Source organism: Hoeflea ulvae (assembly GCF_026619435.1).
GTDB classification, from domain to species: Bacteria; Pseudomonadota; Alphaproteobacteria; order Rhizobiales; family Rhizobiaceae; genus Hoeflea; species Hoeflea ulvae.
In genome coordinates this window covers 2,133,062-2,158,028 of sequence record NZ_JAOVZQ010000001.1, presented here as the reverse complement: position 1 = coordinate 2,158,028, position 24,967 = coordinate 2,133,062, and the positions used below count along the sequence as shown (strand labels likewise).

General features: G+C 62.6%; 26 protein-coding genes, 1 other RNA gene and 1 pseudogene. 10 read left to right on the top strand and 18 right to left on the bottom strand.

Annotated elements, in window-relative coordinates; all coding sequences use genetic code 11:
• Positions 1–8: 8 nt before the first annotated feature.
• Positions 9–380 (bottom strand): winged helix-turn-helix transcriptional regulator, encoded by a 372-nt coding sequence (locus OEG82_RS10100; RefSeq protein WP_267612328.1) that lies wholly within the window; start codon positions 378–380, stop codon positions 9–11.
• 101 nt (positions 381–481) lie between these two features.
• On the opposite strand from OEG82_RS10100, the gene OEG82_RS10095 reads away from it, so the two are divergent.
• Both OEG82_RS10095 and OEG82_RS10090 read left to right on the top strand, forming a co-directional pair.
• Positions 482–1,603: an NADH:flavin oxidoreductase gene (locus tag OEG82_RS10095; protein WP_267612327.1), complete on the top strand. Its 1,122-nt coding sequence runs from the start codon at positions 482–484 to the stop codon at positions 1,601–1,603.
• 270 nt (positions 1,604–1,873) lie between these two features.
• Positions 1,874–2,710, top strand: coding sequence for an outer membrane protein (locus OEG82_RS10090; protein ID WP_267612326.1), 837 nt, complete (start codon positions 1,874–1,876; stop codon positions 2,708–2,710).
• 306 nt (positions 2,711–3,016) lie between these two features.
• On the opposite strand, the gene OEG82_RS10085 is transcribed toward OEG82_RS10090, so the two are convergent.
• Positions 3,017–4,144, bottom strand: a complete 1,128-nt coding sequence (locus OEG82_RS10085; RefSeq protein ID WP_267612325.1) for an ATP-dependent DNA helicase — start codon at positions 4,142–4,144, stop codon at positions 3,017–3,019.
• Between the two features lie 172 nt (positions 4,145–4,316).
• A complete protein-coding gene (locus OEG82_RS10080; RefSeq protein ID WP_267612324.1) occupies positions 4,317–4,706 on the bottom strand; it encodes an RrF2 family transcriptional regulator in 390 nt (129 codons plus the stop codon).
• 86 nt (positions 4,707–4,792) lie between these two features.
• Between OEG82_RS10080 and OEG82_RS10075 the strand changes: the two genes are divergently transcribed.
• Together OEG82_RS10075 and OEG82_RS10070 are read left to right on the top strand one after the other, a co-directional pair.
• The gene (locus OEG82_RS10075; protein WP_267612323.1) at positions 4,793–4,948 is read left to right on the top strand and encodes a hypothetical protein; all 156 of its coding nucleotides are present in this window, start codon (positions 4,793–4,795) and stop codon (positions 4,946–4,948) included.
• The gene (locus tag OEG82_RS10070) at positions 4,941–5,390 is read left to right on the top strand and encodes a group III truncated hemoglobin (RefSeq protein WP_267612322.1); all 450 of its coding nucleotides are present in this window, start codon (positions 4,941–4,943) and stop codon (positions 5,388–5,390) included. The genes OEG82_RS10075 and OEG82_RS10070 overlap by 8 nt, the downstream gene beginning before the upstream one ends.
• Before the next feature lie 64 nt (positions 5,391–5,454).
• Here the strand turns inward: OEG82_RS10070 and OEG82_RS10065 are convergent, their stop codons facing one another.
• From OEG82_RS10065 to OEG82_RS10050, 4 genes are read right to left on the bottom strand one after another with little or no spacing between them, the layout of a single operon-like run.
• On the bottom strand, positions 5,455–5,838 hold the full coding sequence (locus OEG82_RS10065; RefSeq protein ID WP_425497576.1) for a nitrile hydratase accessory protein: 384 nt from the start codon (positions 5,836–5,838) through the stop codon (positions 5,455–5,457).
• Complete coding sequence (nthB, locus tag OEG82_RS10060; protein ID WP_267612321.1) at positions 5,825–6,484, bottom strand: nitrile hydratase subunit beta; 660 nt, start codon at positions 6,482–6,484, stop codon at positions 5,825–5,827. The genes OEG82_RS10065 and nthB overlap by 14 nt, the downstream gene beginning before the upstream one ends.
• The gene (gene nthA / locus OEG82_RS10055; protein ID WP_267612320.1) at positions 6,481–7,134 is read right to left on the bottom strand and encodes a nitrile hydratase subunit alpha; all 654 of its coding nucleotides are present in this window, start codon (positions 7,132–7,134) and stop codon (positions 6,481–6,483) included. The genes nthB and nthA overlap by 4 nt, the downstream gene beginning before the upstream one ends.
• 26 nt (positions 7,135–7,160) lie before the next feature.
• On the bottom strand, positions 7,161–7,754 hold the full coding sequence (locus OEG82_RS10050; RefSeq protein WP_267612319.1) for a LysE family translocator: 594 nt from the start codon (positions 7,752–7,754) through the stop codon (positions 7,161–7,163).
• 120 nt (positions 7,755–7,874) lie between these two features.
• Here OEG82_RS10050 and OEG82_RS10045 point away from each other — a divergent pair, with 120 nt between their 5' ends.
• A complete protein-coding gene (locus tag OEG82_RS10045; protein ID WP_267612318.1) occupies positions 7,875–8,720 on the top strand; it encodes an aldo/keto reductase in 846 nt (281 codons plus the stop codon).
• Between the two features lie 27 nt (positions 8,721–8,747).
• Here OEG82_RS10045 and ilvN read toward each other — a convergent pair whose 3' ends face one another.
• Both ilvN and OEG82_RS10035 read right to left on the bottom strand, forming a co-directional pair.
• Complete coding sequence (gene ilvN / locus OEG82_RS10040; protein WP_267612317.1) at positions 8,748–9,320, bottom strand: acetolactate synthase small subunit; 573 nt, start codon at positions 9,318–9,320, stop codon at positions 8,748–8,750.
• Positions 9,321–9,407: 87 nt separating this feature from the next.
• On the bottom strand, positions 9,408–11,183 hold the full coding sequence (locus OEG82_RS10035; RefSeq protein WP_267612316.1) for an acetolactate synthase 3 large subunit: 1,776 nt from the start codon (positions 11,181–11,183) through the stop codon (positions 9,408–9,410).
• Positions 11,184–11,505: 322 nt separating this feature from the next.
• Between OEG82_RS10035 and OEG82_RS10030 the strand changes: the two genes are divergently transcribed.
• Entirely contained in the window at positions 11,506–13,443 is a 1,938-nt protein-coding gene (locus tag OEG82_RS10030; protein ID WP_425497575.1) for an ATP-binding protein, read from the top strand.
• A 136-nt stretch (positions 13,444–13,579) separates the two neighbouring features.
• Here OEG82_RS10030 and OEG82_RS10025 read toward each other — a convergent pair whose 3' ends face one another.
• Both OEG82_RS10025 and miaA read right to left on the bottom strand, forming a co-directional pair.
• The gene (locus OEG82_RS10025; RefSeq protein ID WP_267612314.1) at positions 13,580–14,353 is read right to left on the bottom strand and encodes a GGDEF domain-containing protein; all 774 of its coding nucleotides are present in this window, start codon (positions 14,351–14,353) and stop codon (positions 13,580–13,582) included.
• 105 nt (positions 14,354–14,458) lie between these two features.
• Entirely contained in the window at positions 14,459–15,358 is a 900-nt protein-coding gene (gene miaA / locus OEG82_RS10020; RefSeq protein WP_267612313.1) for a tRNA (adenosine(37)-N6)-dimethylallyltransferase MiaA, read from the bottom strand.
• Between miaA and serB the strand changes: the two are divergent.
• Together serB and OEG82_RS10010 are read left to right on the top strand one after the other, a co-directional pair.
• A pseudogene (gene serB / locus OEG82_RS10015) lies at positions 15,357–16,248 on the top strand (phosphoserine phosphatase SerB). The gene miaA and the pseudogene serB overlap by 2 nt on opposite strands.
• Positions 16,245–16,817 (top strand): GNAT family N-acetyltransferase, encoded by a 573-nt coding sequence (locus OEG82_RS10010; protein WP_267612312.1) that lies wholly within the window; start codon positions 16,245–16,247, stop codon positions 16,815–16,817. The pseudogene serB and the gene OEG82_RS10010 overlap by 4 nt, the downstream one beginning before the upstream one ends.
• 70 nt (positions 16,818–16,887) lie before the next feature.
• Here OEG82_RS10010 and OEG82_RS10005 read toward each other — a convergent pair whose 3' ends face one another.
• From OEG82_RS10005 to OEG82_RS09975, 7 genes are all read right to left on the bottom strand, one after another.
• The gene (locus OEG82_RS10005; RefSeq protein ID WP_425497574.1) at positions 16,888–18,357 is read right to left on the bottom strand and encodes a DegQ family serine endoprotease; all 1,470 of its coding nucleotides are present in this window, start codon (positions 18,355–18,357) and stop codon (positions 16,888–16,890) included.
• Positions 18,358–18,461: 104 nt separating this feature from the next.
• A complete protein-coding gene (locus tag OEG82_RS10000) occupies positions 18,462–18,650 on the bottom strand; it encodes a DUF2065 domain-containing protein (protein WP_267612311.1) in 189 nt (62 codons plus the stop codon).
• A gap of 18 nt (positions 18,651–18,668) precedes the next feature.
• Positions 18,669–19,622: a protease modulator HflC gene (gene hflC / locus OEG82_RS09995; protein WP_267612310.1), complete on the bottom strand. Its 954-nt coding sequence runs from the start codon at positions 19,620–19,622 to the stop codon at positions 18,669–18,671.
• The gene (gene hflK / locus OEG82_RS09990; RefSeq protein WP_267612309.1) at positions 19,622–20,731 is read right to left on the bottom strand and encodes an FtsH protease activity modulator HflK; all 1,110 of its coding nucleotides are present in this window, start codon (positions 20,729–20,731) and stop codon (positions 19,622–19,624) included. Before hflK ends, hflC begins: the two co-directional genes overlap by 1 nt.
• A gap of 149 nt (positions 20,732–20,880) precedes the next feature.
• Positions 20,881–21,393 carry a dihydrofolate reductase gene (locus OEG82_RS09985; protein ID WP_267612308.1) on the bottom strand — a complete coding sequence of 171 codons (513 nt, stop codon included), beginning with the start codon at positions 21,391–21,393 and terminating at the stop codon, positions 20,881–20,883.
• 45 nt (positions 21,394–21,438) lie between these two features.
• Positions 21,439–22,233: a thymidylate synthase gene (locus OEG82_RS09980; protein ID WP_267612307.1), complete on the bottom strand. Its 795-nt coding sequence runs from the start codon at positions 22,231–22,233 to the stop codon at positions 21,439–21,441.
• Positions 22,234–22,416: 183 nt separating this feature from the next.
• On the bottom strand, positions 22,417–23,574 hold the full coding sequence (locus OEG82_RS09975; RefSeq protein ID WP_267612306.1) for a WD40/YVTN/BNR-like repeat-containing protein: 1,158 nt from the start codon (positions 23,572–23,574) through the stop codon (positions 22,417–22,419).
• Between the two features lie 133 nt (positions 23,575–23,707).
• Between OEG82_RS09975 and ssrA the strand changes: the two genes are divergently transcribed.
• Positions 23,708–24,078, top strand: a transfer-messenger RNA (tmRNA) gene (gene ssrA, locus OEG82_RS09970).
• A gap of 315 nt (positions 24,079–24,393) precedes the next feature.
• Positions 24,394–24,966 (top strand): SspB family protein, encoded by a 573-nt coding sequence (locus OEG82_RS09965; protein WP_267612305.1) that lies wholly within the window; start codon positions 24,394–24,396, stop codon positions 24,964–24,966.
• Position 24,967 lies beyond the last annotated feature (1 nt).

The following is a 24,967-nucleotide window of genomic DNA, read 5'->3' as shown; positions in this document are numbered from 1 at the left end:
CCTGTCCTCTAGGAGCGGTTGCGGCCGTCAAAGGCCTTGCGGGCCGCCTCCACGCTGGGCATCTGTTCGATGGTCCAGGCATAGAGCGCCCTGAAGGGCGGCTGCAGCGTGCGTCCGAGCGGGGTGATTTCATATTCCACCCCGACCGGCGAGGCCGGGATCACCCGCCGCTCGACCAGGCCGTTGCGTTCGAGCCGCCTGAGGCAGTCGGTCAGCGCCTTCTGGGTGATGCCTTCGAGATGCCGCTTGATGGCGTTGAAGCGCATCGGCCCGGCATCGAGCACGGTCAGCACCATCATCGACCATTTGCCGGCAATCTGGTCGAAAAGCTCGCGGCTCGGACACTCGGCCGAAAAGCTCTGGCAGGTGGTTTTGTCCATGGCGGTATCCTTGACTATACCTGGTGAATTCAAAGTGCGGTATTGATCCTTGGTATAAAGTATATACCTGTGTGGTCCCGAATGAAAGGACACTGCAGATCATGCCATCCCCATTGACACCCGACAGCCTGTTTCAACCCTTCCAGCTCAAATCCCTGACGCTCAAGAACCGCATCGTCATGGCGCCGATGACCCGCAATTTTTCGCCGAACGGCGTTCCGGGCGCCAATGTCGCCGAATATTACCGCCGCCGCGCCGAAGCCGATGTCGGGCTGATCCTCTCGGAAGGTACAGTGATCGACCGTCCGGCCTCGCGCAATGAAGCCGGCATTCCGTTTTTCCACGGCGAGGATGCGCTTGCGGGCTGGGCCGATGTGATTGACGGCGTTCATGCCGCCGGCGGCAAGATGGGCCCGCAGATCTGGCACACCGGCGCCACCCGCGGCATGAGCGGCTGGAAGCCGGAGGCACAGGTCGAAAGCCCCTCGGGGCTGAACGGCCCCGGCGATCCGAACGGTGTGGCCATGAGCGAGGAAGACATCGCCGACACCATTGCCGCTTTCGCCAGCGCCGCCGCCGACGCGAGCAAACTCGGCTTCGATGTGGTCGAACTGCACGGCGCCCATGGTTACCTGATCGACCAGTTCTTCTGGCAGGCCACCAACCTGCGCGACGACCGCTATGGCGGTGCAAGCCTGAAGCAGCGCGCCCGCTTCGCAGCGGAAGTAGTGGCGGCGACGCGTGCGGCCGTCGGCCCCGATTATCCGCTGATCCTGCGCCTGAGCCAGTGGAAGCAGCAGGACTACAAGGCCCGGATCGCCACCACGCCGGATGAGATGAGCGACTGGCTGCTGCCGCTGAAGGAAGCCGGTGTCGATGTCTTCCACTGCTCGCAGCGGCGCTTCTGGGAACCGGAATTTCCCGAAATCGATGGCGATGAAGGTCTCAATTTTGCCGGATGGGCCAAGAAGCTGACCGGAGCGGCAACGATCTCGGTCGGCTCGGTGGGCCTGTCGGGCGAGTTCCTGGCGGCCTTTGGCGGCCAGAGCTCCTCTCCGGTGGGACTGGACGCGCTGGTCAAGCGCATGGAGGCCGAGGAATTCGACCTGATCGCCGTCGGCCGCGCCATCCTTGGCGATCCGCAATGGGTGTCCAAGATCAGGACCGGAGACACCGCGGAGCTCAAGCCTTTCGACCCGGCCTCGCTGGCCGAACTGGTCTGATATCACCGCCGCCGGTCCCTGTGTCCGGCGGCGGTATTCCCGCTCGGGGACAGGCTGACGAATAGTGCGGAACCAGCATGAATTCTTGCCGGTTTCTTTCATGGCCGGACATTATCTTTTCTTAAACGGACCGTTTTGGCGCACTTGGTCAAGGCGATCCGATTCCTCTTAAGCAGCTATTTACCATAAGGGCGTATCACCGGAACATCCTGGTACGAAGCCTCCTCAAAACGGCGCGGCTGCGCCGAGGAGCCAAAGATGGAGATAGCCATGAAATCTCTCATGAACACAGTTCTGGCCGTCGGCCTTGTCAGCCTGATCGTGCCCGCCCAAGCCGCCGACCTTGCCCCGCCCTATGTCGAATATCCGGTGATCGAAGCCACATCCGGCTGGTATCTGCGCGGTGACGTCGGCTACACCAAGACCCAGGATTCCAAGGGCGAATGGGATTTCTGGAACCAGTTTGTCGGGGTTCAGGGAATCGACGACACCTATCGTTACGATTCGCTCAAACTGCGCGACACGGTCTCCGCCGGCGTCGGTGTCGGTTACCAGATCAACGACCATGTCAGAGCCGATGCCACGCTGGATTTCTTCCACGCCAAGGTTGCCGGCAAGACCGAATGTCCGCTGATGATCAAGTCCGATCCGGCGCATGCCCTGCCGTTTCCGGCCGACTGCCACTATGATGACAGCTCGACCGCAAATATCCTGACGGCGATGGCCAATGCCTATGTCGATCTCAAACCCGTTGGCCGCTTCCGTCCCTATCTCGGCGCCGGCGCCGGCGGTGCCTATGTCAAATACGGCACCATGTCGCGCCAGGAAGTCTGCGAGCTGTGCCCGGCAGCCTATACCCGCTACACCGCCGAGCAGGAAGGTGTGGGCAGCGTCCGCGCCGCCGTGGCGCTGATGGTCGGCACAAGCTACGATCTGACCGACCGTCTGAAGCTCGATGCAGGCTACCGCTTCATGCACATCTTCGGTGGCGATGCCTATGAGTATGATTCCGAGGACAAGGCTTTTGGCGCAACCGGCGTGCAGATCCGCGACAACGGCTTCAACGTGCACCAGATCCGAGCCGGCCTGCGCTACGCGCTCAATTGAGCCGTCCCTGAACGCCCCGACTTCCCCGGGCGGTGACTGCACCGTCCGGGTTTAGCTTGACTGCATGTCGGATTCTCCGCGGGCGCGGCTCGTCAGCTCTGTGACGTAAACCTTTTCGCCTCTGCAATCTAACTGGCGCGCATGTCTGGACGTCCCAGCAGCTTCTTTTCAGCTCGTGCATCTCCGTCAGAAGCCTTCTGCCGCCAGACACGGACTAATATTGATCTTTCGGTGTGAGATCTTCCGGTTTGTCTCGGCGACCACCTTCAGCATACCGACCACATCCCGGGCGTCGCGACCGGACCGCTATCTGACGATCACCAGACGCTCGGCCGCCCGTGTGATTGCGGTGTAGAGCCAGCGCTCGCGGCTCTCGCGGAAGGCGTAGCTTTCGTCGAAGAGGACGACCGAGTTCCACTGCGAGCCCTGCGCCTTGTGGACGGTAAGCGCGTAGCCATAGTCGAAATCGTCATAGCGCTTCTTGGTCTGCCAGGGCACTTCGAGATCGGGATCGTCGAAGGCGCTTTTGAGCAACTTGATCTTGGCAGCACCCCGGTCCATGTCGTCGTCTTCGGGCCGGATCATCAGGTTGATGCCGGGCTTGACGGTCTCCTTGGAGGCGGTCATCACCTGCCAGAGCGAGCCGTTGAGCAGCGCCTTGGAGGGATCGTTCCTGAGACAGACCAGCTTGTCGCCGGCCTGCGGGAACACCTGGTCAAAGCCCTTGAGCTCGCGCAGGCGCATGTTGTAGCGGCGGCGGGTGCGGTTGGTGCCGACCAGCACCTGGTCTGCCTCGAGCACCATGTCGCGGTCGACATCGTTCTTGCCGATCACCTGGGCGGCGCCATAGTCGCCATGCATGATCTCGCGGCCTTCGCGCACCTGCATGGCCAGATCGATGATCGGGTTGTCGCGGGCCTGGCGGTGGATCTCGGTGAGCAGGATGTCGGGCTCGTGCTCGGTGAAATAGCCGCCGCCGGAAATGGGGGGCAACTGCCCGGGATCGCCCAGCACCAGGATCGGCGTGCCGAAGCTCATCAGGTCGCGACCCAGCGCCTCGTCGACCATCGAGCATTCATCGATGATAATCAGTGCTGCCTGCGCCAGCGGGCTCTGCCGGTTGATCGAAAACAGCGGCGACACAGTTGTCCTGCCGGTCTCCTCGTCGGAGACCTCTTCCTCGCCCTTGGGCCGGTAGATCAGCGAATGAATGGTGCGGGCGTTCTTGGCGCCGCGGGCGCGCAGCACCTGGGCGGCCTTGCCGGTGAAGGCTGCAAACAGCACCTCGCCATCGACATTGTCGGCAAAATATTTGGCCAGCGTGGTCTTGCCGGTGCCGGCATAGCCGAACAGCCGGAAGATCGGCGTGCGGCCATCCTTGAGCCAGCGCGAGACGGCCTTGAGCGCCTCATCCTGTTGCGGTGAAAACTTCATAACTTCTCATGGCAGATCTCGCTTGGCCTGCGCGACCCCGGCAAGTGCAGGCTTGCCGCGCGCGTGGCTTGAACCGAAGAGCCGGCACGACGGGGACAATTGGCTTTTCTCTCCGGATTCCGGTTGTCCAACCCGGCGGTCGGGTGAAAAGTAAATTGTCCCCGACCTTCAGCTAAATGATCGAGGCCAGATCGTGGCCGGCCAGGGTCTGCAGGAAGGCGAGCCTGGCCTGGCCGAGCACGCCCTTGAGCCCGCAAGCCGGCAGGAACACGCAGGGCTCACCGGCAAAGCAGCCGGCAATGTTGAAATCGGGTTCCATGTGCTCGGCCACCGCCTTGAGATTGATCTCGCTCGCCGGCCGGGCCAGCAGCAACCCGCCCTTGCGGCCGCGCACGGTCGCGACGAAGCCGCCGGCGGTGAGGTTCTGCGCCACTTTCATCAAATGATGTTTCGACACGCCGAATTCGCGGGCGAGATCATCCACCGATTTTATCTCGCCCGGCGCGCGGCCAAGCGCCATCAGGACGCGGAATGCGTAGTCGGTGTGCAGGGTCAGACGCATGGATATCCTCAATACTGGTAATCTGCATATTGCATTTTGCGGCGCAACCGAATAGTGGTAATTCAAATACCAGAAAAGAGGCTGTGATGAAAACAATGATTTGGCTGTTCCTGCTTCCCGGCGACCTGGTTCGCCAAAAGCTCGGCATCACCGTCGAGCAGGATGGAGGACTGATCCGCGCCTTCATCAATATGTGTTTCTGGGGGACGGTCGCATTGCTGGTCGCGCTCAACTATGTCTGAGAGGTCTGCCGAGCCAAATCTGACCGCGCGCGCCGCACCGCCGCGGACCCCGGCGGTTGCGATCTCGCCGGCCGAAATCGGCCTGCTGGTCGACCGGTTCTACGACGATATCCGCGCCCATCCGCGGCTCGGGCCGATCTTCGAGGAGCGGCTGGCGGGCAAATGGGACACCCATCTTGACCGGATGAAAAAATTCTGGCGCTCGGTGCTTTTGTATACCGGCGAATATTCGGGCCAGCCGGTGGTCAAGCACAACGCCCTGCCGGACCTGCAGGAAGACGATTTCCGGCAATGGCTCGACCTGTTCGAAGCCACCACGGCGGCGCTGTTCGGGCCGCCGACGGTCGGGCCGATCGTGGTGATTGCCCGCCGCATCGCCCGCAGCCTGTGGCTGGCGCGATTCGGCACGCCGTTCAACCAGCCGCCCGCCTGGCTGGGCTGACAGTTCCGGGACAGTTTACTATTGGGGCTTGCCCAAAAAGTAAACTGTCCCGGATTTTCCGGCTTTACGCCCGCTCGGGATCGTTTTCCAACAGGATCGGCTGGCCGTGCGGGGTGGCATGGGCGGCGCGCTGCCAGGAGGCGGAAACCGCATCGACCACCTCGGAACCGGCCACGCCCTTTTGCGACAGCAGTGCTTCGATCGCTGCCAGCCAGTGCTGATAATAGTCGCTGCCATCCTGCGCAGCACCGGGGCTGGCGACCTGGCGGGACAGTTCGGCCGCCCATTCGCTCCAGGTGAACACGCCACGCTGATGCAACGCCACGGCGAGCGCGAAGGCCTGGGCCTGCCAGGGTTCGGCAAAGACCGGCGCGTCCGGACCGGATCCGTCCGGCAGGCGGAACGGCGAGCCTGCAGGTGCTTCGGGATCTGGCTCAGGCCGGTTCAAGATAGCTCTCCCAGGCGTCGATCGACACCGTCAGCGCCGGATCGGCGCCCTGCCCCCAGAGCTCGCGCCCGTCGAAACAGACGGTATAGACCCGCTGCGGCGCCTCGCCCCTGCCATGGGCATTGGTGTCGGGAAACACAAAATTCTCGCGCACGGCTTCAATGACGCCCAGCTTGTCGCGGGCATAGCGCGGCAGCCGCGTGTGACCCGGCGGGTGCTCATTGATGGTGCGTACCCGGTCGCCCGGCCTGAAGCGCGGCGGTGTCGAGACCTCGCGGTCACAGGGCGCGCCCTTGGCCAGTACAGCTGCGACATCGCCGGATGCCAGCACCCGCTTCGGCGTGGCGCCCTGGCTGATGCTGTGGCCAGCCTCGAGCTCGTCAAAGGAAACGAAGTCATGGCGCGCCAGCAGCACCTCCAGCGCCCGGATCCAGATCTCGTAATAGCTGGCAGAATAATAGGTCGCCGGATGCAGGCTTTCGCGGGCATGGCGGCTTTCATCGATGGTCCAGGCGCCAAAGGCACCGGTGGCGATGGTGACGCCGAGTGCGCGGCGTTCCCAGTCGGCATGAAACACCGGTTCGTCGATTTCCGGCGCCACCGGGCCAAAACCCATCTGTCCGCCCAGATCATGCGGCCCGTTCATGCGCCCACCCCCGCATCAGCCGGTGCTGCCGATCCCGGCGCGAGCGCCAGCCCGGTGCCGATCATCGAGTCGCGGGTGACCAGCCCTGCAAGCGCGTCCTCGCCCAGGCCTTCGGTTCCGGCAGGCCGCATCGGCACCACCATGTAGCGCAGCTCGGCGGTGGAATCCCACACCCGGATGCGGGTTTCCTGAGGCAGCACAAGACCGAATTCGGCCAGCACGCCGCGCGGATTGATCACCGCCTGGCTGCGATAGGGCGGTGCCTTGTACCAGACCGGCGGCACGCCGAGCACGGTCCAGGGATAGCAGGAGCACAGCGTGCAGACGATGAGGTTGTGGGTGTCTTCGGTGTTGAAGACGGCCTGCATGTGCTCGCCCTGACGGCCGGTAAAGCCGAGCGAGGCGATCGCAGCGGTGGCATCGCGCTTGAGCCAGTCGGCAAACTCCGGGTCGATCCAGGACTTCGCCACCACGCGGGCGCCATTGCGCGGCCCGACCTTGGTCTCATAGGTATCGACAATGGCGTCGATGGCGGCGGGGTCTATCAGGCCCTTTTCGGTGAGGATCGTCTCCAGCGCCTTGACCCGTGCGGCAAAGGGGTCGAGCTCGTTGTCGTGAGGGTGATCGTGGTGGTGATGGTCGTGGGACATGACGGCAGGGTAATCCTCTCGCAGCGCTATCGCAACATCGGCCAGAGGCTCGCTACCAGCAGCACCGCCATGGTGATGTTGAACCATTTCAGCCGCACCGGATCGGCCAGCCAGCTGCGCAGCACCGAGCCGAAGCCGGCCCATGCAGTCACGCAGGGCACGGTGGCAATGGCAAAGGCGAGACAGATCAGGAGCACCGTGTCGGTGTAGTGGTCCGGATTGGTGTAGATGCCCATGGCGGTCACCAGCATGACCCAGGCCTTGGGATTGACCCACTGGAACGCCGCCGCCTCGAGAAAGCTCATCGGCCGCGCCCCGGCCCTGGCTTCGGGCAAGGTGGTGGATGTGGCGATGCGCCAGGCGATATAGACCAGATAGCCGCCGCCCAAGATCTTGAGAACCAGATAGAGCGCCGGAAATGTGGTCAGCAGCGCGCCGAGCCCGAAGCCGACACCCAGAAGCAGCACCAGAAAGCCGATGCTGATGCCCGCCATGTGCGGGACGGTGTTGCGGAAGCCGAAATTCACCCCCGAGGTGAACAGCATCATCGTGTTCGGGCCCGGGGTGCCGGAGGCAACGAAGGCAAAGGCGATCAGCGTCAGGAAGGTTTCGAGTGCCATGGTCTTTCCCGCCGGCTGCGTGCCGGTCCGTGCTTGATAAACCACCTTTGCCGCGAGACAAACAAATTGTCGTCATACCCGCATTCGAGAATGTGATAGAAACCGACACAGGAGACAGCCATGAGCCAAGCGCTTCCCACAGCCACTTTCAGCGACGGACAAGCCGTTCCGGCACTCGGTCTCGGCACATGGCACATGGGCGAACGCCGCAGCGAGAGGGCGGCCGAAGTGCGCGCGCTGCAAGCCGGCATAGAGTGCGGCATGACACTGGTCGACACGGCGGAAATGTATGCAAATGGCGGGGCGGAGGACGTTACCGGCGAAGCCATAAGCGGCCGCCGCGACGATGTGTTCCTGGTCTCCAAGGTGCTGCCGACCAACGCCAGCCGTCACGGCACCATCGCCGCCTGCGAGGTCAGCCTGAAACGGCTGGGCACCGACCATATCGATCTCTATCTGCTGCACTGGCCAGGGCGGCACCCGCTGCGCGACACCGTCGAGGCCTTCGAGGAATTGCGCGCCTCCGGCAAGATCGCCCGCTGGGGCGTGTCGAATTTCGACACGCTGGCGATGCGGCAGCTCTCTGCCCTGCCCCAGGGCGCAAATTGCGCCGCCAACCAGGTGCTCTACAATCTCGACACACGCGGCATCGAATTCGATCTGCTGCCCTGGATGACTGACAACGCCATGCCGCTGATGGCCTATTCGCCGCTTGATGAAGGCCGGCTGTTGCGCAATCCGGATCTGGGCAGGATGGCGGGACAGATGGGCGTCAGCCCGGCGCAACTGGCGCTGGCCTTCCTGCTTGGCCGCGACAATGTCATCGCCATTCCGAAATCATCAAGCCCGGAGCGGGTGGCGGACAACCGCGCCAGCGCGGCCATCGAACTGACTGAAGCCCAGACAGCCGAACTCGACCGGCTGTTTCCGCCGCCGCGATCCCGCCAGCCGCTGCAGATGATCTGAGTCCTGTCCCCAGATCATCATGCGGTTTCACATGCCCTGCGGGCCGCGGTTCATGGCGGCGATGCCGGTGCGGCAGATCTCGACCAGGCCGAGCGGACGCATGATCGAGATGAACTGTTCGATCTTGGAGACGCGGCCGGTGATCTCGAAGATGAAATGCTCGGTATTGGCGTCGATCACCTGGGCGCGGAAGGCGTCGGCAAGCCTGAGCGCCTCGACCCGGTTGTCATTGGTGCCGGTGACCTTGACCAAAGCGAGTTCGCGTTCGAGCGGCTTGTCATGGCCCAGTTCGACCGACCGCACCGTGAGGTCGACCACGCGGTGGACCGGGATGATGCGTTCGAGCTGCGACTTGACCTGTTCAAGCACATTCGGGGTGGCGGTGGTGACGATGGTAATGCGCGACAGATGCGCCTCATGTTCGGTTTCCGACACCGTCAGGCTTTCGATATTGTAGCCACGGCCGGAAAACAGGCCGATGACCCGAGCCAGGACGCCGGGCTCGTTGTCGACCAGAACCGATAGGGTGTGGGTCTCGGGACGCGAGGTCTCGGCGGACATGAAATAGGCCGAGCCGGTGGGTTGGTGCTGAGCGTTCATATGATCAGTTCCTGTTGATATGGTGCGATCCTGACAGGTGCCATGGATCCATCAGGGCAATCCGCCCCGCCGGAACCATGGCCGCGCTCAAACGAGCGCCCGGCCCTTGGCGTCAATGGCGTTGGCGACGGCTTCGTCGGACGCTTCGTCAGGCAGCAGCATCTCGTTATGTGCCTTGCCTGACGGAATCATCGGGAAGCAGTTGGCAAGCGCCGCGACGCGGCAATCGAAGATCACCGGTCCGGGCGTGTCGATCATCTTGCGGATCGCATCGTCCAGATCGGCCGGCTTGTCGCAGCGGATGCCGGAGCCGCCATAGGCCTCGGCCAGCTTGACGAAGTCAGGCATGGATTCGGTGTAGGAATGCGACAGCCGGTTGCCATGCAGCAATTGCTGCCACTGGCGCACCATGCCCATATACTGGTTGTTGAGGATGAAGATCTTGACCGGCAGGCCATACTGGACCGCACAGGACATTTCCTGGATGCACATCTGGATCGAGGCGTCGCCGGCAATGTCGATCACCAGGCTGTCGCGATGGGCAACCTGCACGCCGACGGCGGCCGGAAATCCATAGCCCATGGTACCCAGGCCGCCCGAGGTCATCCAGCGATTGGGTTCCTCGAAGCCGTAGAACTGCGCCGCCCACATCTGATGCTGGCCGACTTCGGTGGTGATGTAGGTGTCACGGTCCTTGGTCAGCTCATACAGCCGCTGCACCGCATATTGCGGCATGATGACGTCCTTGTTGGCCGCATAGGCCAGCGAGTTGCGTCCGCGCCACTTGTTGATCTGGCTCCACCAGTCGGCGAGCTGCGAGGCGTCGGTCTTCTTCGATGCACGCCACAGCCGCACCATGTCTTCGAGAACATGGCCGATGTCGCCGACAATGCCGATATCAGTATGGACATTCTTGTTGATCGAGGACGGATCGATGTCGATATGGATCTTCTTCGAATTTGGCGAGAACGCGTCCAGACGTCCGGTGATGCGGTCATCAAAGCGCGCGCCGATGCAGATCATGACGTCGCAGTCATGCATCGCCATATTGGCCTCATAGGTGCCGTGCATGCCCAGCATGCCCATCCAGTTCTTGCCCGACGCAGGATAGGCGCCAAGACCCATCAGGGTCGAGGTGATCGGGGCGCCGGTCAGTTCAACCAGTTCGCGCAGCAACTGGCTGGCTTCACGGCCCGAATTGACCACGCCGCCGCCCGAATAGATGATCGGCCGCCTGGCGCCGGCCATCAGGTCGACGGCAGCACGAATCTGGTCGAGATCGCCCGCCAGTTTCGGCTGGTAGCTCTTCTGCTCGATCACCGGTGAAGGCGGCGTGTAGATGCCGGTGGCGAACTGGACATCCTTGGGGATGTCGACAACGACAGGCCCCGGGCGGCCGGTGGTGGCGACGCGGAAAGCTTCGTGAATGACGCGGGAGAGCTGGTTGACGTCCTTGACCAGCCAGTTGTGCTTCGTGCATGGCCGGGTGATGCCAACGGTGTCGCATTCCTGGAAGGCATCGGAGCCGATCAACGCTGTCGGCACCTGACCGGTGAGACAGACAAGGGGGATCGAATCCATCAGCGCATCCTGCAGTGCGGTGACCACATTGGTCGCGCCCGGTCCCGATGTGACCAGAACGACACCGGGCTTGCCGGTTGATCGCGCATAGCCTTCGGCCATATGACCGGCGCCCTGCTCGTGACGCACCAGAATGTGCTCGATATCGTCCTGCTGATGCAGTTCATCGTAAATCGGCAGAACCGCGCCGCCGGGATACCCGAACATGTGCTTGACGCCGTTGTCTTTGAGCGCCTGCAGAACCATTTCCGCGCCCGTCATTTCCATCTGCTTGCCGGCCATATCGCCTGACCCCTTATGTCCGTCTGTGTGGCGGGCTCAATAGCCCGGATTAAGCCATAAAAAAAGGCCCCCGGAGGAGCCTGTGTTTCGCGCATGGGAGCTTTCGCCGGGTGGCTACGCCACCCTGCCCATGCGCGGTCCTACCACGAGAATGTTCGCGATCTTGTTCATGACTAAACACCTACCGCCTCGCATGGGCGGGGTCAACGGCTTTTTTCGATCGACGGAGCCCCAGAACCGACAATTGCTGGGGACGCAACATCCCATTAACTCGGTGGCGTTAGAATAAAAGCCGGCGAAATTTTACGGAACATGTCGAAACATGGATAACCGGATGACTGTATCGAGCCCTGACGTTGACAACGAAGCTGAGCGTCGCGGCTCGTTTGCACCCGGAAACCGCCTGATGGGCCGTGTCATCGGCTGCTCCGGTTCGAAGGCCACGATCAGCGCACTGGCCGGCAAGGACGGCAACGGGCTTGCCGAATTGTGGTCCGTCGGCCGGCTGATTTCCATCAGTGTCGGCGAAAACCGGGTTGCGGCACTGGTCTGCTCGATGACGACGGAACCTGCCGCCTGGTCGGAAACCACAGACAATGTGATGCATATCGAGGTGGAACTGGTCGGTGAAATCCGTCCGGGCGACGAAGAGGGCAAGACCCAATTCAGCGCCGGCATTTCGCGCTACCCCTATATCGGCGCCGTGGCCCACCGCATGCGCTCCTCCGACCTTGCGGTGATCTATGATCCGGGCGTCAACGAAACCGCGGTCATCGGCCGGCTGACCCAGGATACTTCGCTGGGTGCACTGATCCACGTGCCGTCGCTGTTGTCGCGGCATTTCGCCGTGGTCGGCAGCACCGGCGTGGGCAAGACCACGGCGGTCACGCTGCTGCTGCACAAGGCGCTGCAGGCGGACCCGTCATTGCGCGTGCTGATCCTTGATCCGCACAATGAATTCGCCGCAGCCTTCCCGACGCAGTCGGTAGTCATCGACACCGACACGCTGGATCTGCCGTTCTGGCTGTTCCGGCTGGAGGAATTCACCGAGGTGCTGTTCCGCGGCCGACCGCCGATCGCCGAGGAAGTCGACGTGCTGCGCGACCTGATCCCGGACGCCAAGCGGATGTTCAAGGGCAGCAACGATCCCGGCCTTGTCCGCCGCGCGCCGGAGAAATCCTCGCTGACCGCGGACACGCCCGTGCCCTACAGGGTGGCGGATCTGCTGGCGCTGGTCGACGAGCGCATCGGCAAGCTCGAAGGCCGCGCCGAAAAACCGCATCTGCGTTCGCTCAAGGGGCGGATCCAGGCGGCGGTCAATGATCCGCGCTACGGTTTCATGTTCTCGTCCAACACCATTCACGACACGATCCTGACCACGATCAGCCACATCTTCCGGATTCCGGGCGACGGCAAGCCGGTCTCCACGTTCCAGTTGTCGGGCATCCCCTCCGAGGTGGTCAATTCGGTGGCATCGATCCTGTGCCGCATGGCCTTCGAGATTGCGCTGTGGAGTGCCGGCGGCGTGCGCATACTGGTGGTCTGCGAAGAGGCGCACCGCTATGTTCCTGCCGACAAGGATCTCGGGTTCTTTCCGACCCGGCAGGCGATTTCGCGCATTGCCAAGGAAGGCCGCAAATACGGCGTCAGCCTCGGCGTTATCACCCAGCGCCCGGGCGAACTCGATCCGACCATCCTGTCCCAGTGCTCGACGGTTTTCGCCATGCGGCTGTCCAACGACAATGACCAGGACATCATCCGTTCGGCCATTCCCAATTCCAATGCCTCGACCATGAGTTTCCTCTCATCGATCGGCAATGGCGAGGCCATCGCCTTTGGCGAGGCCGTGGCCGTGCCGATGCGCATGGTGTTCGAGCGGGTCTCCGAAGACGTCCTGCCGCGCGCAAATTCCGGGCTGGAACCGGTTCATCGGGGCGACCCGAATACGGTCGATCTGGGCAAGATCGTCATGCGCATGCGCCATATCGACGAGGGCACGCCGGCGGAAGCACAGCCGTCAAGAGCCTTTGCACCGCAGTCACCCTCGATCGTGCCGCCCGGCCCGAGAGTTCACGCCCCGCTGGCACAGCGCGACAGCGAATACCCGGCCCCTGCCCCAGCCGCCGCGCCGGCGGTGAGTTCGGCACGGGATTACGGCAGCTATGACGCCCCTGCCGAGGCGCCTTCGACACGGCACGAACTCAGCTCGATCCGCTCGAGCCTTCTGAAAAAGCCGCTGTCCTCGATCCTGAAATCCTGACACCGCCCACCTGTTGCGATTGCAAAGCCTGATCACCCCTGGCGGGGTGGTGTCACGGCGATGCGGCAATGGATGGCGGCGTGACTGGTGCCGGCTGGAAAGTCAGGGAAACCGACGGGTCGGAAGATGCGTGCGCTCAGGCGGCGCAGACCCGGTTGCGGCCCTTGCGCTTGGCTTCGTAAAGCTGCCGGTCGGCGCGGCGATAGAGCGCTTCACCGGTTTCGGTTCCGTCCCAGATCGCCAGTCCGGCGCTGACGGTGACTTTGAGCATGACATTGCCGTTCTTGATCTTGAGTTCGGCGATCGCCTGGCGGATCCGGTCGGACAGATTGAAAAGCTGGCGCTCGGTGATGTTGGGGGACAGGATGGCGAATTCCTCGCCGCCGAGCCGGGCCAGGACGTCATGATAGCGGGTAAAGACCTGCAGGCATTCGGCGACCTGGCGCAGAACCTCGTCGCCGACATCGTGGCCATGGGTGTCATTTATGGTCTTGAAATGATCGAGATCGAGAATGACCATGCCGATCGGCTTCTCGATCCGCCCGAAAGCCGCCAGATATTCGCTCAGCGCATCATCGAAATAGCGGCGATTATACATGCCGGTGAGGCCGTCCGTGACGGCGGCATGCTCGAGCGACAGCGACCGGACCGACAGGGATTCGGTCATCTCCTGGAATTTGCCGCGTTCGCGCAGGCTGCGTGACATGACCGGATAGATCAGGAACAGGCCACAGGCGAGCGAGACAATGGCCAGCACCAGCGCCATGAAGGCGAAACTTGCCGAGGTGGCAATTCCGCCGATCACGACGCCACCGGAGGCCGCGGAAAACGCCGCCCACGAAAACACGCCGCCGAGACCGACAAAGCCCATCAGCAGAAAGAAAAACAGCTCGGCCTTGTGATAGCGCATGATCCCCAACTGATGCTGTTCGCGTCGGCAGAACTTACCCCTCACAAGTTATATTAGGTTTAACATGCAGCCATCCTGCCTGTGCAGAAAAACCACCTTGCACAGTCAGGACTGTACTCTCTCCCACTGCGCGTCGAGCTGGTTTCGAAACCAGGTCATCTGTCGTTTGGCATATTGCCGCGTGGCTGTACTTGCCAGTTCGACAGCCTGATCAAGCGAAAGGTGTCCGGCCAGGTATTCTGCAAGCTGGCTCACGCCGATGGCCTTCATCGCCGGGTGCTGCGGCGGAATGTCGAGCGCCAGCAGAGCGCGGACCTCGTCGAGAGCCCCCTCCTCCACCATCTTTGAAAAACGCCGGTTGATCCGGTCGTGCAGAACGGCCCGGTCGGGATCAATGACGATGCAATGCGCGGTCTGCGGATCGACGATGGTGGCGCCGCCACGGCCCTGAAACGCAGTGATCGACTGTCCGGTCGCGGTCACCACCTCGAGCGCGCGCAGGATCCGCTGCCGGTCGGCGGGCCGCAATCTCGCGCCCATCTCCGGATCCAGCCGGGCAAGTTCGGCATGCAGGGCCTCGACCCCTTCGCTCTCCAGCCGGGCGCGCAATTCGGTTCTGACCGGCTCGGGGATCGCCGGCATGTCGGAAAGCCCGCCGGTGAGCGCGCGGAAATACAACCCGGTGCCGCCGACCACCACGGGCAGCGCGCCGCGGGCGCGGATGCCGGCAATGGCCTGCGTCGCCTGATCAAGCCAAAGCCCGGTCGAATAGGCCGTGACCGGCGGCACATGCCCGTAAAGATGGTGCGGCGCCTGGCCCAGATCATGGGCATCGGGCCGCGCCGTCAGGCGGTCGAGCACGCCATAGACCTGCATGGAATCGGCATTGACGACCTCGCCGCCATGCTCGCGCGCCATCTGCAGTGCCAGTGCGGACTTGCCGCTGGCCGTTGGCCCGGCTATCAGGATCGCCGAGATATCTTGTCGCCGGAGTATTTGTTTCATGGCCCTCGTTGCCACGCTTGTCGCCAATCCGTCAAACCCTGTTGTGTCGCCAGAACTTGGCGAAGCGGCTTTCGAGGCCGTCAACGGGGCCGGTCTCTACTGGCTCGCCGATGGCGTGGCCTGCGATATCGCGCTCAGGGACGGCACCGATGCGGCAGATGCACTGGCAAGGCTGCGTAGCGTGATCGGCGATCTGCCGGTCGATGCGGCGGTCCAGACAGCCGAGACCCGGCGCAAGAAAATCCTCATCGCCGACATGGATCTCGACCATGATCGGCCAGGAATGCATTGACGAGCTTGCCGCCGAAGTCGGGCTGAAGGACAAGGTCTCGGAGATCACAGCGCGCGCCATGAATGGCGAGATCGCCTTCGAACCGGCGCTGCGGGAACGGGTCGGCCTGCTCAGGGGCCTGCCGGTCAGCGTCATCGCCAAGGTGATCGAAAGCCGCATCACGCTGACGCCTGGAGGGCGCGAGCTGGTGGCGACCATGCGCGCCAACGGCCACCACACGGCCCTGGTGTCGGGCGGCTTCACATCATTTACCTCGGAAGTCGCTGCCATGCTGGGATTTGATGAAAACCGCGCCAATATCCTCGAAAGCGCCGACGGCGTGCTCAGCGGCGCGGTGCGCGAGCCGATCCTCGGCAAGCAGGCGAAAGTCGATGCGCTGGAGGACATGGCGGCCCGCCTTGGGCTCGACCCGTCCGACGCGATCGCGGTCGGCGACGGCGCCAATGATCTCGGCATGCTTACCCGCGCCGGCTCGGGCGTGGCGCTGCATGCCAAGCCGTCGGTTGCAGCCCAGGCCGATATCCGCATCGATCACGGCGACCTGACGGCGCTGCTCTATCTGCAAGGCTACCGCCGAAGCGATTTCGTCACGTCATGAAGATCGGCGCGTCCCTTATCACCGCGCGTCAGCGTCTACGGCACTGGCAAGACACCGAAGCGGATCGCAGCTTCTTTCACCGGGTCAATTCCGAAGAGGAAATGCTGAAATTCTTCCCGTTTCGCCGCAGCCGTGCGGAAGCGGACGAGGTCTTCGACAGATTGCGCGCCCAGGCCGAAAGCAATGGCCTGGGCTGGGTGCTCGCCGAGGATCGTTCCTCCGGCAAACCAATCGGCTTTACCGGGCTTGCGAAAATCCGCGACGAGGACGAGCAGGCAATCTGCCCCGGAGTCGAGATTGGCTGGCGTTATGTGCCGGAAGCCTGGGGCAAGGGATTGGCCAGCGAAGCCGCGCGTGCACTGCTGGCGCACGGATTTGACGAGATCGGGCTTGACCACATCTCGGCCTTTGCAGTGACCAGCAACCAGCCGTCCATTGCGGTGATGCGGCGGATCGGCATGAGCGCACGGCCTGATCTGGATTTTGATCATCCCGGCGTGCCCGATGACATGCCGCACCTCAAACGCCACGTCATCTACCAGATGCGGGCCACCGATCCACGTCCCTGAAATCAAGTCAGTTGCCGAGACAAAAAAGGCGGCCCGAAAGCCGCCTTCCTGCTGCAATTACGCGGACAGTTCAGTCCATGCGCACGGTGACGAAGCGTAGTTCGCCGGTGCGTCCGGCCAGCATCAGCAATGCGTTGCGGCGGCCGTCCTGCTTCAGGGCGGCGATTCGCTCTATGACATCTTCGGGTGTCGTCACCTCTTCCTGGGCGATCTCGGCAATGACGTCGCCGGGTTCGATGCGCTTTTCGGCAGCGGCGGAATTAGGATCGACCTCGGTGATGACCACGCCTTCCACATCCTCGGCGATGCCGTATTCCTGGCGGATGTCGTCGCTGAGCTCGGCCAGCGTCATCCCGAGCGTCACCACCGGCGCGGCCGCATCCGGCAGGTCATCGCCTTCGACCTCGGCGCTGGCCAGTTGCTCACCGTCCTCAAGCCGGCCCAGGGTCACCTTGACCGTCTGTTCCTCGCCCTTGCGGATCACCACCACGTCGACGGCGTTGCCGACCGGGCTTTCGGCCACCACACGCGGAAGGTCGCGCATGGCGTCAATGTCCTTGCCGTCAAAGCGGATGATCACGTCACCGGCCTCGATCGAGCCGTCATCGACCGGGCCGCCGCGAATGATGCCGGCAACAAGCGCGCCCCTGGCTTCATCCATGCCGAGGCTTTCGGCGATGTCCTCGGTCACCGGCTGGATCCGGACGCCGAGCCAGCCGCGCCGGGTCTCGCCGAATTCACGCAGCTGGTTGATGACATTGAGGGCAAGTTCCGTCGGGACCGCAAAGCCGATGCCGATGGAGCCGCCCGAGGGCGAAATGATCGCGGTGTTGATGCCGATGACCTCGCCATTCATGTTGAACAGCGGACCGCCGGAATTGCCGCGGTTGATGGCGGCGTCGGTCTGGATGAAATTGTCATAGGGGCCGGAATTGATGTCACGGCCGCGCGCCGAGATGATGCCGACGGTGACCGTGCCGCCAAGCCCGAACGGGTTGCCGATGGCCATCACCCAGTCGCCGATACGCATGGTGCTGGAATCGCCCAGCGGAACCTCGGTGAGCGGGGTGACCGGCTTGACCTTGAGCACGGCCAGATCGGTCTTGGAATCGGCGCCGACCAGTTCGGCAGCCAGCTTGGATCCGTCGGCAAAATTGACTTCGATCTCGTCGGCGCCTTCAATCACGTGATTGTTGGTGACGATGATGCCGTTTTCGCCATCAATGACAAAGCCGGAGCCCAGCGAGGAAACCTTGCGGTTGCGCGGAACACCCTGCTGCCGGTCACCGAAATACTCGTCGAAAAAATCCTGGAAGGGCGAGCCGTCCGGCGCCTGCAGGCGCGGTCTGGACAGGCCGCTGTCGACATTCTGCGATGTCGAGATATTGACCACCGCATCGAGCAGCCCCTCGGCCAGATCCGCCACCGAGGCCGGACCCGGATTCGTCTGGGCATATGATGGCACGACCACCGTGGGTGAAGCCAGCATTATGGCTGCGGCGAACGCCATTCTGACAGAGCGAAAGCGAATAGTTCTCATCGAGACGGTCTCCTTGAACGACATTCTATCAACGGCATTTTGTCACAAATTATGGCGCCATTCCGGCATGTCCGGTCACCGGGTCACTATGGCGCCTGAGCGGGCTAGAGATGCTGCGCCAGATAGACCAGCCCGACGCCGACCGCCAGTGCGGCGACCCCGAAGATGCGCAGATATTCATCCGCGAGCTTGGGCAGTTCCTCCGCCATGCGGCGGATAAAGGAAGGGGCCAGCGCATAGGCCAGCCCCTCCACAACCAGTACAAGTCCGACAGCCAGAAAGATCGTGCTCACTGGCGGTCACCTTTTCAATCAGTTGGCCGGAACAGCCGCGGCTGCCGGTGTTGCCGGTGCCGCGGTTGCCGCCGGAGCGGGTTCCGCGGAAATTGCGGCGGCACTGTTGTTGAAATAGCGGAAGAACTCTGACGTCGGCGACAGCACCATGGTGGTGCCGCTGTCGGCCAGCGCTTCGCTGTAGGCGTTCATCGAACGGTAGAATTCGAAGAATTCCGAGTCCTTGGAGAACGCTTCGGCGAAGATGCGGTTACGTTCACCATCGCCCTCACCCCGGATCAGCTCGGAATCACGCGCAGCTTCAGACACGATCTCGACAACCTGACGGTCGGCGATAGCGCGAATACGCTGGGCTGCTTCGTTGCCTCGTGCACGGATCAGTTCGGCTTCGGCCAGACGTTCGGCCTTCATCCGTTCGAATGTCTGCTGAGAGACTTCCTGGGTGAGGTCGGTCCGGCGGATACGCACGTCGTCGATCTGCAAGCCGAGCGATGTGGCTTCGGGACGAAGCTGATCGCGCACTTCACGCATCATCGATGTGCGTTCTTCCGAAAGTGCTGCCTCAAAGCCGCGCAGACCGTATACGGTACGCAGGGCCGAGTTCAGACGGGTGCGGAGCCGGGATTCGGCTGCGACCAGATCGCCCGAGACAGTCTGACGGAAGCGGCGTGCATCGGTGATCTTGTAGAGCACGAAGGCATCGACTTCGTAGAACTTGCCGCCCGAAACCTGCACACGGATGTTTTCGAGGTCAAAGCGCAAGGCCCGGTCCTCGACATATTGCACCGTGTCGGCGTCGATGAAGGCAAAGGGAAGCTTGAAGTAGAGACCGGGCTCGGTCTTCACGTCCTGGATTTCACCGAAACGGACGACAATGGCCTGCTGACGTTCATTGACGACAAACAGAGACGACCAGACGATGAAGGCGATGACGGCCAGAAGACCGATGATGATTGGAAGACGATTACCCATTAGTTGGTGCCTCCGGCATTCTTGCGGACTTCAGGCAAAGGCAGATAAGGCACCACTCCGGAGCCGCCGCTATCCTGGCCGATGATGACCTTGTCGGATCCGCCGAGGACCTTTTCAAGGGTTTCGAGATAGAGACGCGACCGTGTCACGTCCGGCGCCTTGGCATATTCCTCATAGACCGACAGGAAACGGCCGGCTTCACCGGTCGCCTCGTTGACGACGCGGTCCTTGTAGGCGGAGGCTTCTTCGCGAAGCTGGGCGCCTTCACCGCGGGCCTGACCGAGTTTCTGGTTGGCGTACTGGTTGGACTCCTCGACAAAACGGTCTTCGTCCTGCTCGGCGCGCTGCACCTCGTCAAAGGCATCGGCCACTTCGCGCGGCGGTGCCGCGTCTTCGATCGAGACCTGGTTGACCACGATGCCGGACGGGAATGCATCCATCACCGTCTGCATGATGGCCTGCACCTCGGCGGCGATCGCTTCACGATTGTCGCGGAAAATGTCCTGGGCCGGCCGGCGGCCAACCACTTCGCGCATGGCGCTTTCGGCAACCTGGCGCAGCGTGTCTTCGGGACGCGCGACGTTGAACAGGAACGCCTTGGGGTCCTGAACGGCATAGAGCACCTTGAACTCGACATCGACGATGTTCTGATCGCCCGAGAGCATCAGGCCGTCGCTGGAGCCGGTGCGGGAAGACCCGCCGGTGTCCATTTCGCGTTCGACGATTGTTGCGAGTTCAACGGTTTCGAATGGCCAGAAGATCATGTGAAGGCCGGGCTGGGACACTTCATCCTTGGGCTTGCCGAAGCGCAGTTCGACACCGCGTTCATCCGGCTGGACGGTGTAGACAGACTGCATCAGCCAGAGGCCGACCAGGCCGAGAATGACAAGGCCGATGATGGCCTTGTTGCCGCCCGAACCGGGGCCACCGCCGCCGCCGGGAAGCACCTGGCGCAGCTTGTCCTGGCCGCGCCGGATCAATTCCTCAAGATCGGGCGGGTTGCCGCCGTTGCGTGGCGGCTGAGGTCCCTTGCCCCACGGTCCCTGATTGTTATCTCCGCCGCCGCCCCATGGACCGCCGCCGCCTCCGTTTTGATTACTCCAGGGCATCAATACCTCTTTTCGAACCGTGTTATGGCGCGCCCCGGCGGATTTCCACCAGAACGCGCACGCTGTCCTCGTTATAGGTATCGTCCGGTCTGCTTTCAACGCGGCATTGTCCAATAGGGCCGTGTTTGCGCATTATTCGGGACGAAATGTCACTCCCGCCGCTGCCAGACGGCAAAGCGGACGGAATGGCTGTCCTTTTCCGACTGCACCGGTTCCGACAGGCTGACCTTTTGCCATTGCGTCGAATCAATTTCCGGAAAAACCGTGTCGCCCTCGATCTCGGCATCGACTTCGGTGAGGCACAGCTCATCGGCGAGCCCGATGGCCTGGGCGTAGATCTCGCCGCCGCCGATCACAGAAACCCGCGTGCTGCCGGATCTGCGGGCGTGGTCGCGGGCAAGCTCCAGCGCGGCCTCGACGCTGTCCACTGACTCGGCGCCGTCAGCGGAAAATCCGGAGCGCGAGACCACGATATTGGCGCGCCCCGCGAGCGGCCGGCCGATGGATACGAAGGTCTTGCGGCCCATGATCACCGGTGTTCCCAGTGTCACCGCCTTGAAGTGCCTGAGATCGCTGGGCAGGCGCCAGGGCATGTCGCCATCCCGGCCGATCACCCGGTTGCGGGAATGGGCGGCGACCAGAACGATTTTCGGATCACTCATGTCAGCCTGTCCCTATCGGTCGTTGCGAGAGGCTCATCTGCATGATCACACCGCGATCGGAGCGGAAATCGCCGGATGCGGGTCATAGCCCTCGAGTTTGAAATCCTCATAGGCAAAGGCAAACAGGTCGGTGACATCGGGATTGATCCGCATCACAGGCAAAGCCTTCGGCTCACGCGAGAGCTGCAGACGGGCCTGGTCGAAATGGTTCTTGTAGATATGCGCGTCACCCAGCGTGTGGACGAAGTCGCCCGGCTCAAGACCGGTGACCTGCGCCACCATCATGGTCAGCAGCGCGTAGGAGGCAATGTTGAACGGCACGCCGAGAAAGATGTCGGCGGATCGCTGATAGAGCTGGCAGGAGAGCTTGCCGTCGGCAACATAGAACTGGAACAGGCAATGGCACGGCGGCAGCGCCATGTTGTCGACCTCCGCCGGGTTCCAGGCGGAGACGATCAACCGGCGCGAGGACGGGTTGGATCTGATCTGGTTCACGACACCGGCGATCTGGTCGATGGTGGTGCCGTCGGAGGCCGGCCAGGAGCGCCATTGCGCGCCGTAGACCGGACCTAGATCGCCGTTCTCGTCAGCCCATTCATTCCAGATCGAGACGCCATTGGCCTTCAGATAGGCGATATTGGTGTCGCCCTTGAGGAACCACAGCAGCTCGTGAATGATCGATCTGAGATGCAGCTTCTTGGTGGTGAGCGCCGGAAAGCCGGCCGCCAGATCAAAGCGCATCTGGTGGCCGAACAGGCTGCGGGTGCCGGTGCCGGTGCGGTCATCGCGGTCGGAGCCCTGGTCGAGAACAAGGCGAAGAAGGTCGTGATACTGCTGCATGGCCGCCGCTTGATGATTCGAGGAGCGGCGATCCTAGCCGGTTTGGGCATCAGCTTAAACGCCAGCGGCAAGTTATCCCCGCCGCGCTGACCGTGCCGGCTAACAAACTGAATCGGAACGCGGAAGCAGGGTTTTGTTTTTCCAGAACAATCACCCGATGACGCAAACGCGTCACACCCTTTGTCAGAGCCGGTCGAGGGTCTCGACCGCCAGGATCGTCGGCAGATGCCGGGCGATCTCCTCCCAGCTGTCACCCTCGTCAAGGCTTGCAAACACCGAGCCGCTGTTGGTGCCGAAATAGATGCCGGCCGGATCGCGGCTGTCGCCGGCCATGGCCTGGCGCAACACGGTAAAATAGCAGCTTTGCTGCGGCAGGCCTTTACGCAGGTCCTGCCAGCTCTGGCCGCCATCGCGCGAGCGCCAGACCGCAGCCGCAGCATCGGGCGGAAACCGGCCGATGCTGTCGCCATTAAGCGGCAGGGTCCAGATCGTGTCGGGATCGCGCGGGTGCACCCGGATCGGGAAGCCGAAGGTGGACGGCAGGCCTTGCGTGATGTCGTCCCAGTTGCGGCCACCATCGACCGAACGCCAGACACCATGGTGGTTTTGCTGGTAGAGCAGATCGGCGGTGCCCGGCGCGCGCACCATGTTGTGAACGCAATGGCCGATCTCGCCGTCGCGCGGCCCGGCGGGATGATCGTGCCCGCTGCAATGGTCCGCATTGGACAGGCGGTTGCGGCGTTCCCAGCTGGCGCCGCCGTCCTCGGTGGCAAAGACCCCTGCGGCGGAGATTCCGACCCAGAGCTTTTGGGGATCGGACGGGTCGGAGACGATGGTGTGCAGCACCAGTCCTGCACCGCCGGGGTTCCAGCTGCCCGCGGAGGGGTGATCGCTCAGGCCCTCCACCCTGTCCCAGGTCTCGCCGCCGTCGGTGCTGGCCAGCAGGCTTGCCGGCTTGGTGCCCGCATAAAGCGTGCCATGGGCAAAGCCCAGCGACCAGATCTGCGAAAATGTGTCGTCGAACGGCAGCGGCTCGGCGCTCCAGTTGATCATCGCGGCGAAATCCGCGTCACCGGCGGCCCACTCATCCATCGTGCCCCGGGTCAGGCGGGTGAGTTCCCAGTTCGCGCCGCCATCGTCAGAGCGCCAGACCCCTGCCCCGTGCCAGTCACCACCGCCTGCGGCCCAGATCCTGCCGGTGGCGGAATCGCCGATCACATGGTTGATCGGCCAGCCGTCGCAGAAGGGTCCGGTGACGGCCCATTCGCTCCGGCCGTCACCGGAAATCAGAAAGGCGCCCTTGGTGGTGCCGACAAGAACCGAAAAACTGCTTGAAGACATTGCTCGCGCGCCTCCCACAATCTCGGCTCAGACTACCACCGGATGATCAAATCGGCTAGATCCGCGGGGCTGTGGCAGTCTTGCCGCCAACGCCGTATCGCCGACAGTGTTTTCTTGAGCACAAGTGACGGCAGCCCTTTTCATTGGACCCGACGCACCCTATATTGGGTGTGCTGCGCAAGCAGCTATGACAATAAACGAGCGTTGAAATAAACCATTCGGACCCGGGGGCGGTACCCGGCGCCTCCACCATGATCCGGCGACAGGCCGTAACGGCCACAAGGCCGGATGATGATGGGGGCGAAACAGGATCGACGAGGGTGTAAAGAGCGGCTTTTTGTTCGGTATTGTACCACCGTTATCGGGCTAAACTTGTAGTTGCAAATGACAACTATGCGGAAGCTCGTCTCGCTGCTTAATTGCGGTGTGACACTTCAAATCAAGTCCTAGAGGGTCGCACTTCTAGGCGGGGTTCGGAGGTACCTGGCAACAGAAACCTCCACTTTCTTTAAAGACTGCGGTTGCACGACGACAGGCATTTGGAATGCAGAATCAGCTTTTCGCAGCTGTGGTCACGACGGCATCACCTGTTCCAGGCACAAAAGCAGGGAGCAGCGAAGCCGGTGAAATGACGAATTGGCGATGAAATCCCCGGAATTGGGCACGATCAATGCGGCTGTTAAGCTTTATCCCGCAACACCGCTTTCAAGCTCACCGCCTTTCCGGTTATAAACATGGGTGAATTGGAATTGCCGACCGCCTTCGTAAACGGGAGTTTGCTGCAAACTCCGAAGACCCCAGACAGGAAAGACCGCGCTGATGCCGCAAGACCACATTCGATATGACATCCTTGCCCAGGACGCGTTGCGCGGCGTGATCCGCAAGGTGCTGTCCGAAGTGGCGGCGACCGGCTACCTGCCTGGCGACCATCATTTCTTCATCACCTTTCTGACCGAGGCCCCCGGCGTGCGCATCTCCACCGCGCTCAAGGAGCGCTACCCGGAGCAGATGACCATCGTGGTGCAGCACCAGTTCTGGGAAATGAAGGTGACCGAATCCCAGTTCGAGATCGGCCTGTCCTTCTCCGACAAGCCCGAGAAGCTGGTGGTGCCCTTTGCCGCCGTGCGCGGATTCTACGATCCTTCGGTCAATTTCGAACTCGAATTCGACACCGCGCTCGAAAACGCCGCCAATGACGGTGGCGAAGCCGATGATGACGGTCGCGTCGAGCTGGCCGGCACGATCGAACGCCTTGTCGAACCGGCGGCCAAGACCGAGAAGCCAGACGCGGCTGAAGCCGCAGAAGGCGAAGCCACGGCCGGCGAGGACGGAGCCGAGAAGAAACCCGGCGCCGATGTCGTCTCGCTTGATTCCTTCCGCAAGAAGAGCTGAC

What these genes read in the sequence shown, in the direction of transcription:
- OEG82_RS10100 (WP_267612328.1), bottom strand. Translation starts at nt 380, where the DNA reads ATGGACAAAACCACCTGCCAGAGCTTTTCGGCCGAGTGTCCGAGCCGC.
- OEG82_RS10095 (WP_267612327.1), top strand. Translation starts at nt 482, where the DNA reads ATGCCATCCCCATTGACACCCGACAGCCTGTTTCAACCCTTCCAGCTC.
- OEG82_RS10090 (WP_267612326.1), top strand. Translation starts at nt 1,874, where the DNA reads ATGAAATCTCTCATGAACACAGTTCTGGCCGTCGGCCTTGTCAGCCTG.
- OEG82_RS10085 (WP_267612325.1), bottom strand. Translation starts at nt 4,144, where the DNA reads ATGAAGTTTTCACCGCAACAGGATGAGGCGCTCAAGGCCGTCTCGCGC.
- OEG82_RS10080 (WP_267612324.1), bottom strand. Translation starts at nt 4,706, where the DNA reads ATGCGTCTGACCCTGCACACCGACTACGCATTCCGCGTCCTGATGGCG.
- OEG82_RS10075 (WP_267612323.1), top strand. Translation starts at nt 4,793, where the DNA reads ATGAAAACAATGATTTGGCTGTTCCTGCTTCCCGGCGACCTGGTTCGC.
- OEG82_RS10070 (WP_267612322.1), top strand. Translation starts at nt 4,941, where the DNA reads ATGTCTGAGAGGTCTGCCGAGCCAAATCTGACCGCGCGCGCCGCACCG.
- nthB (WP_267612321.1), bottom strand. Translation starts at nt 6,484, where the DNA reads ATGAACGGGCCGCATGATCTGGGCGGACAGATGGGTTTTGGCCCGGTG.
- nthA (WP_267612320.1), bottom strand. Translation starts at nt 7,134, where the DNA reads ATGTCCCACGACCATCACCACCACGATCACCCTCACGACAACGAGCTC.
- OEG82_RS10050 (WP_267612319.1), bottom strand. Translation starts at nt 7,754, where the DNA reads ATGGCACTCGAAACCTTCCTGACGCTGATCGCCTTTGCCTTCGTTGCC.
- OEG82_RS10045 (WP_267612318.1), top strand. Translation starts at nt 7,875, where the DNA reads ATGAGCCAAGCGCTTCCCACAGCCACTTTCAGCGACGGACAAGCCGTT.
- ilvN (WP_267612317.1), bottom strand. Translation starts at nt 9,320, where the DNA reads ATGAACGCTCAGCACCAACCCACCGGCTCGGCCTATTTCATGTCCGCC.
- OEG82_RS10035 (WP_267612316.1), bottom strand. Translation starts at nt 11,183, where the DNA reads ATGGCCGGCAAGCAGATGGAAATGACGGGCGCGGAAATGGTTCTGCAG.
- OEG82_RS10030 (WP_425497575.1), top strand. Translation starts at nt 11,506, where the DNA reads ATGGATAACCGGATGACTGTATCGAGCCCTGACGTTGACAACGAAGCT.
- OEG82_RS10025 (WP_267612314.1), bottom strand. Translation starts at nt 14,353, where the DNA reads ATGCGCTATCACAAGGCCGAGCTGTTTTTCTTTCTGCTGATGGGCTTT.
- miaA (WP_267612313.1), bottom strand. Translation starts at nt 15,358, where the DNA reads ATGAAACAAATACTCCGGCGACAAGATATCTCGGCGATCCTGATAGCC.
- OEG82_RS10010 (WP_267612312.1), top strand. Translation starts at nt 16,245, where the DNA reads ATGAAGATCGGCGCGTCCCTTATCACCGCGCGTCAGCGTCTACGGCAC.
- OEG82_RS10005 (WP_425497574.1), bottom strand. Translation starts at nt 18,357, where the DNA reads ATGAGAACTATTCGCTTTCGCTCTGTCAGAATGGCGTTCGCCGCAGCC.
- hflC (WP_267612310.1), bottom strand. Translation starts at nt 19,622, where the DNA reads ATGGGTAATCGTCTTCCAATCATCATCGGTCTTCTGGCCGTCATCGCC.
- hflK (WP_267612309.1), bottom strand. Translation starts at nt 20,731, where the DNA reads ATGCCCTGGAGTAATCAAAACGGAGGCGGCGGCGGTCCATGGGGCGGC.
- OEG82_RS09985 (WP_267612308.1), bottom strand. Translation starts at nt 21,393, where the DNA reads ATGAGTGATCCGAAAATCGTTCTGGTCGCCGCCCATTCCCGCAACCGG.
- OEG82_RS09980 (WP_267612307.1), bottom strand. Translation starts at nt 22,233, where the DNA reads ATGCAGCAGTATCACGACCTTCTTCGCCTTGTTCTCGACCAGGGCTCC.
- OEG82_RS09975 (WP_267612306.1), bottom strand. Translation starts at nt 23,574, where the DNA reads ATGTCTTCAAGCAGTTTTTCGGTTCTTGTCGGCACCACCAAGGGCGCC.
- OEG82_RS09965 (WP_267612305.1), top strand. Translation starts at nt 24,394, where the DNA reads ATGCCGCAAGACCACATTCGATATGACATCCTTGCCCAGGACGCGTTG.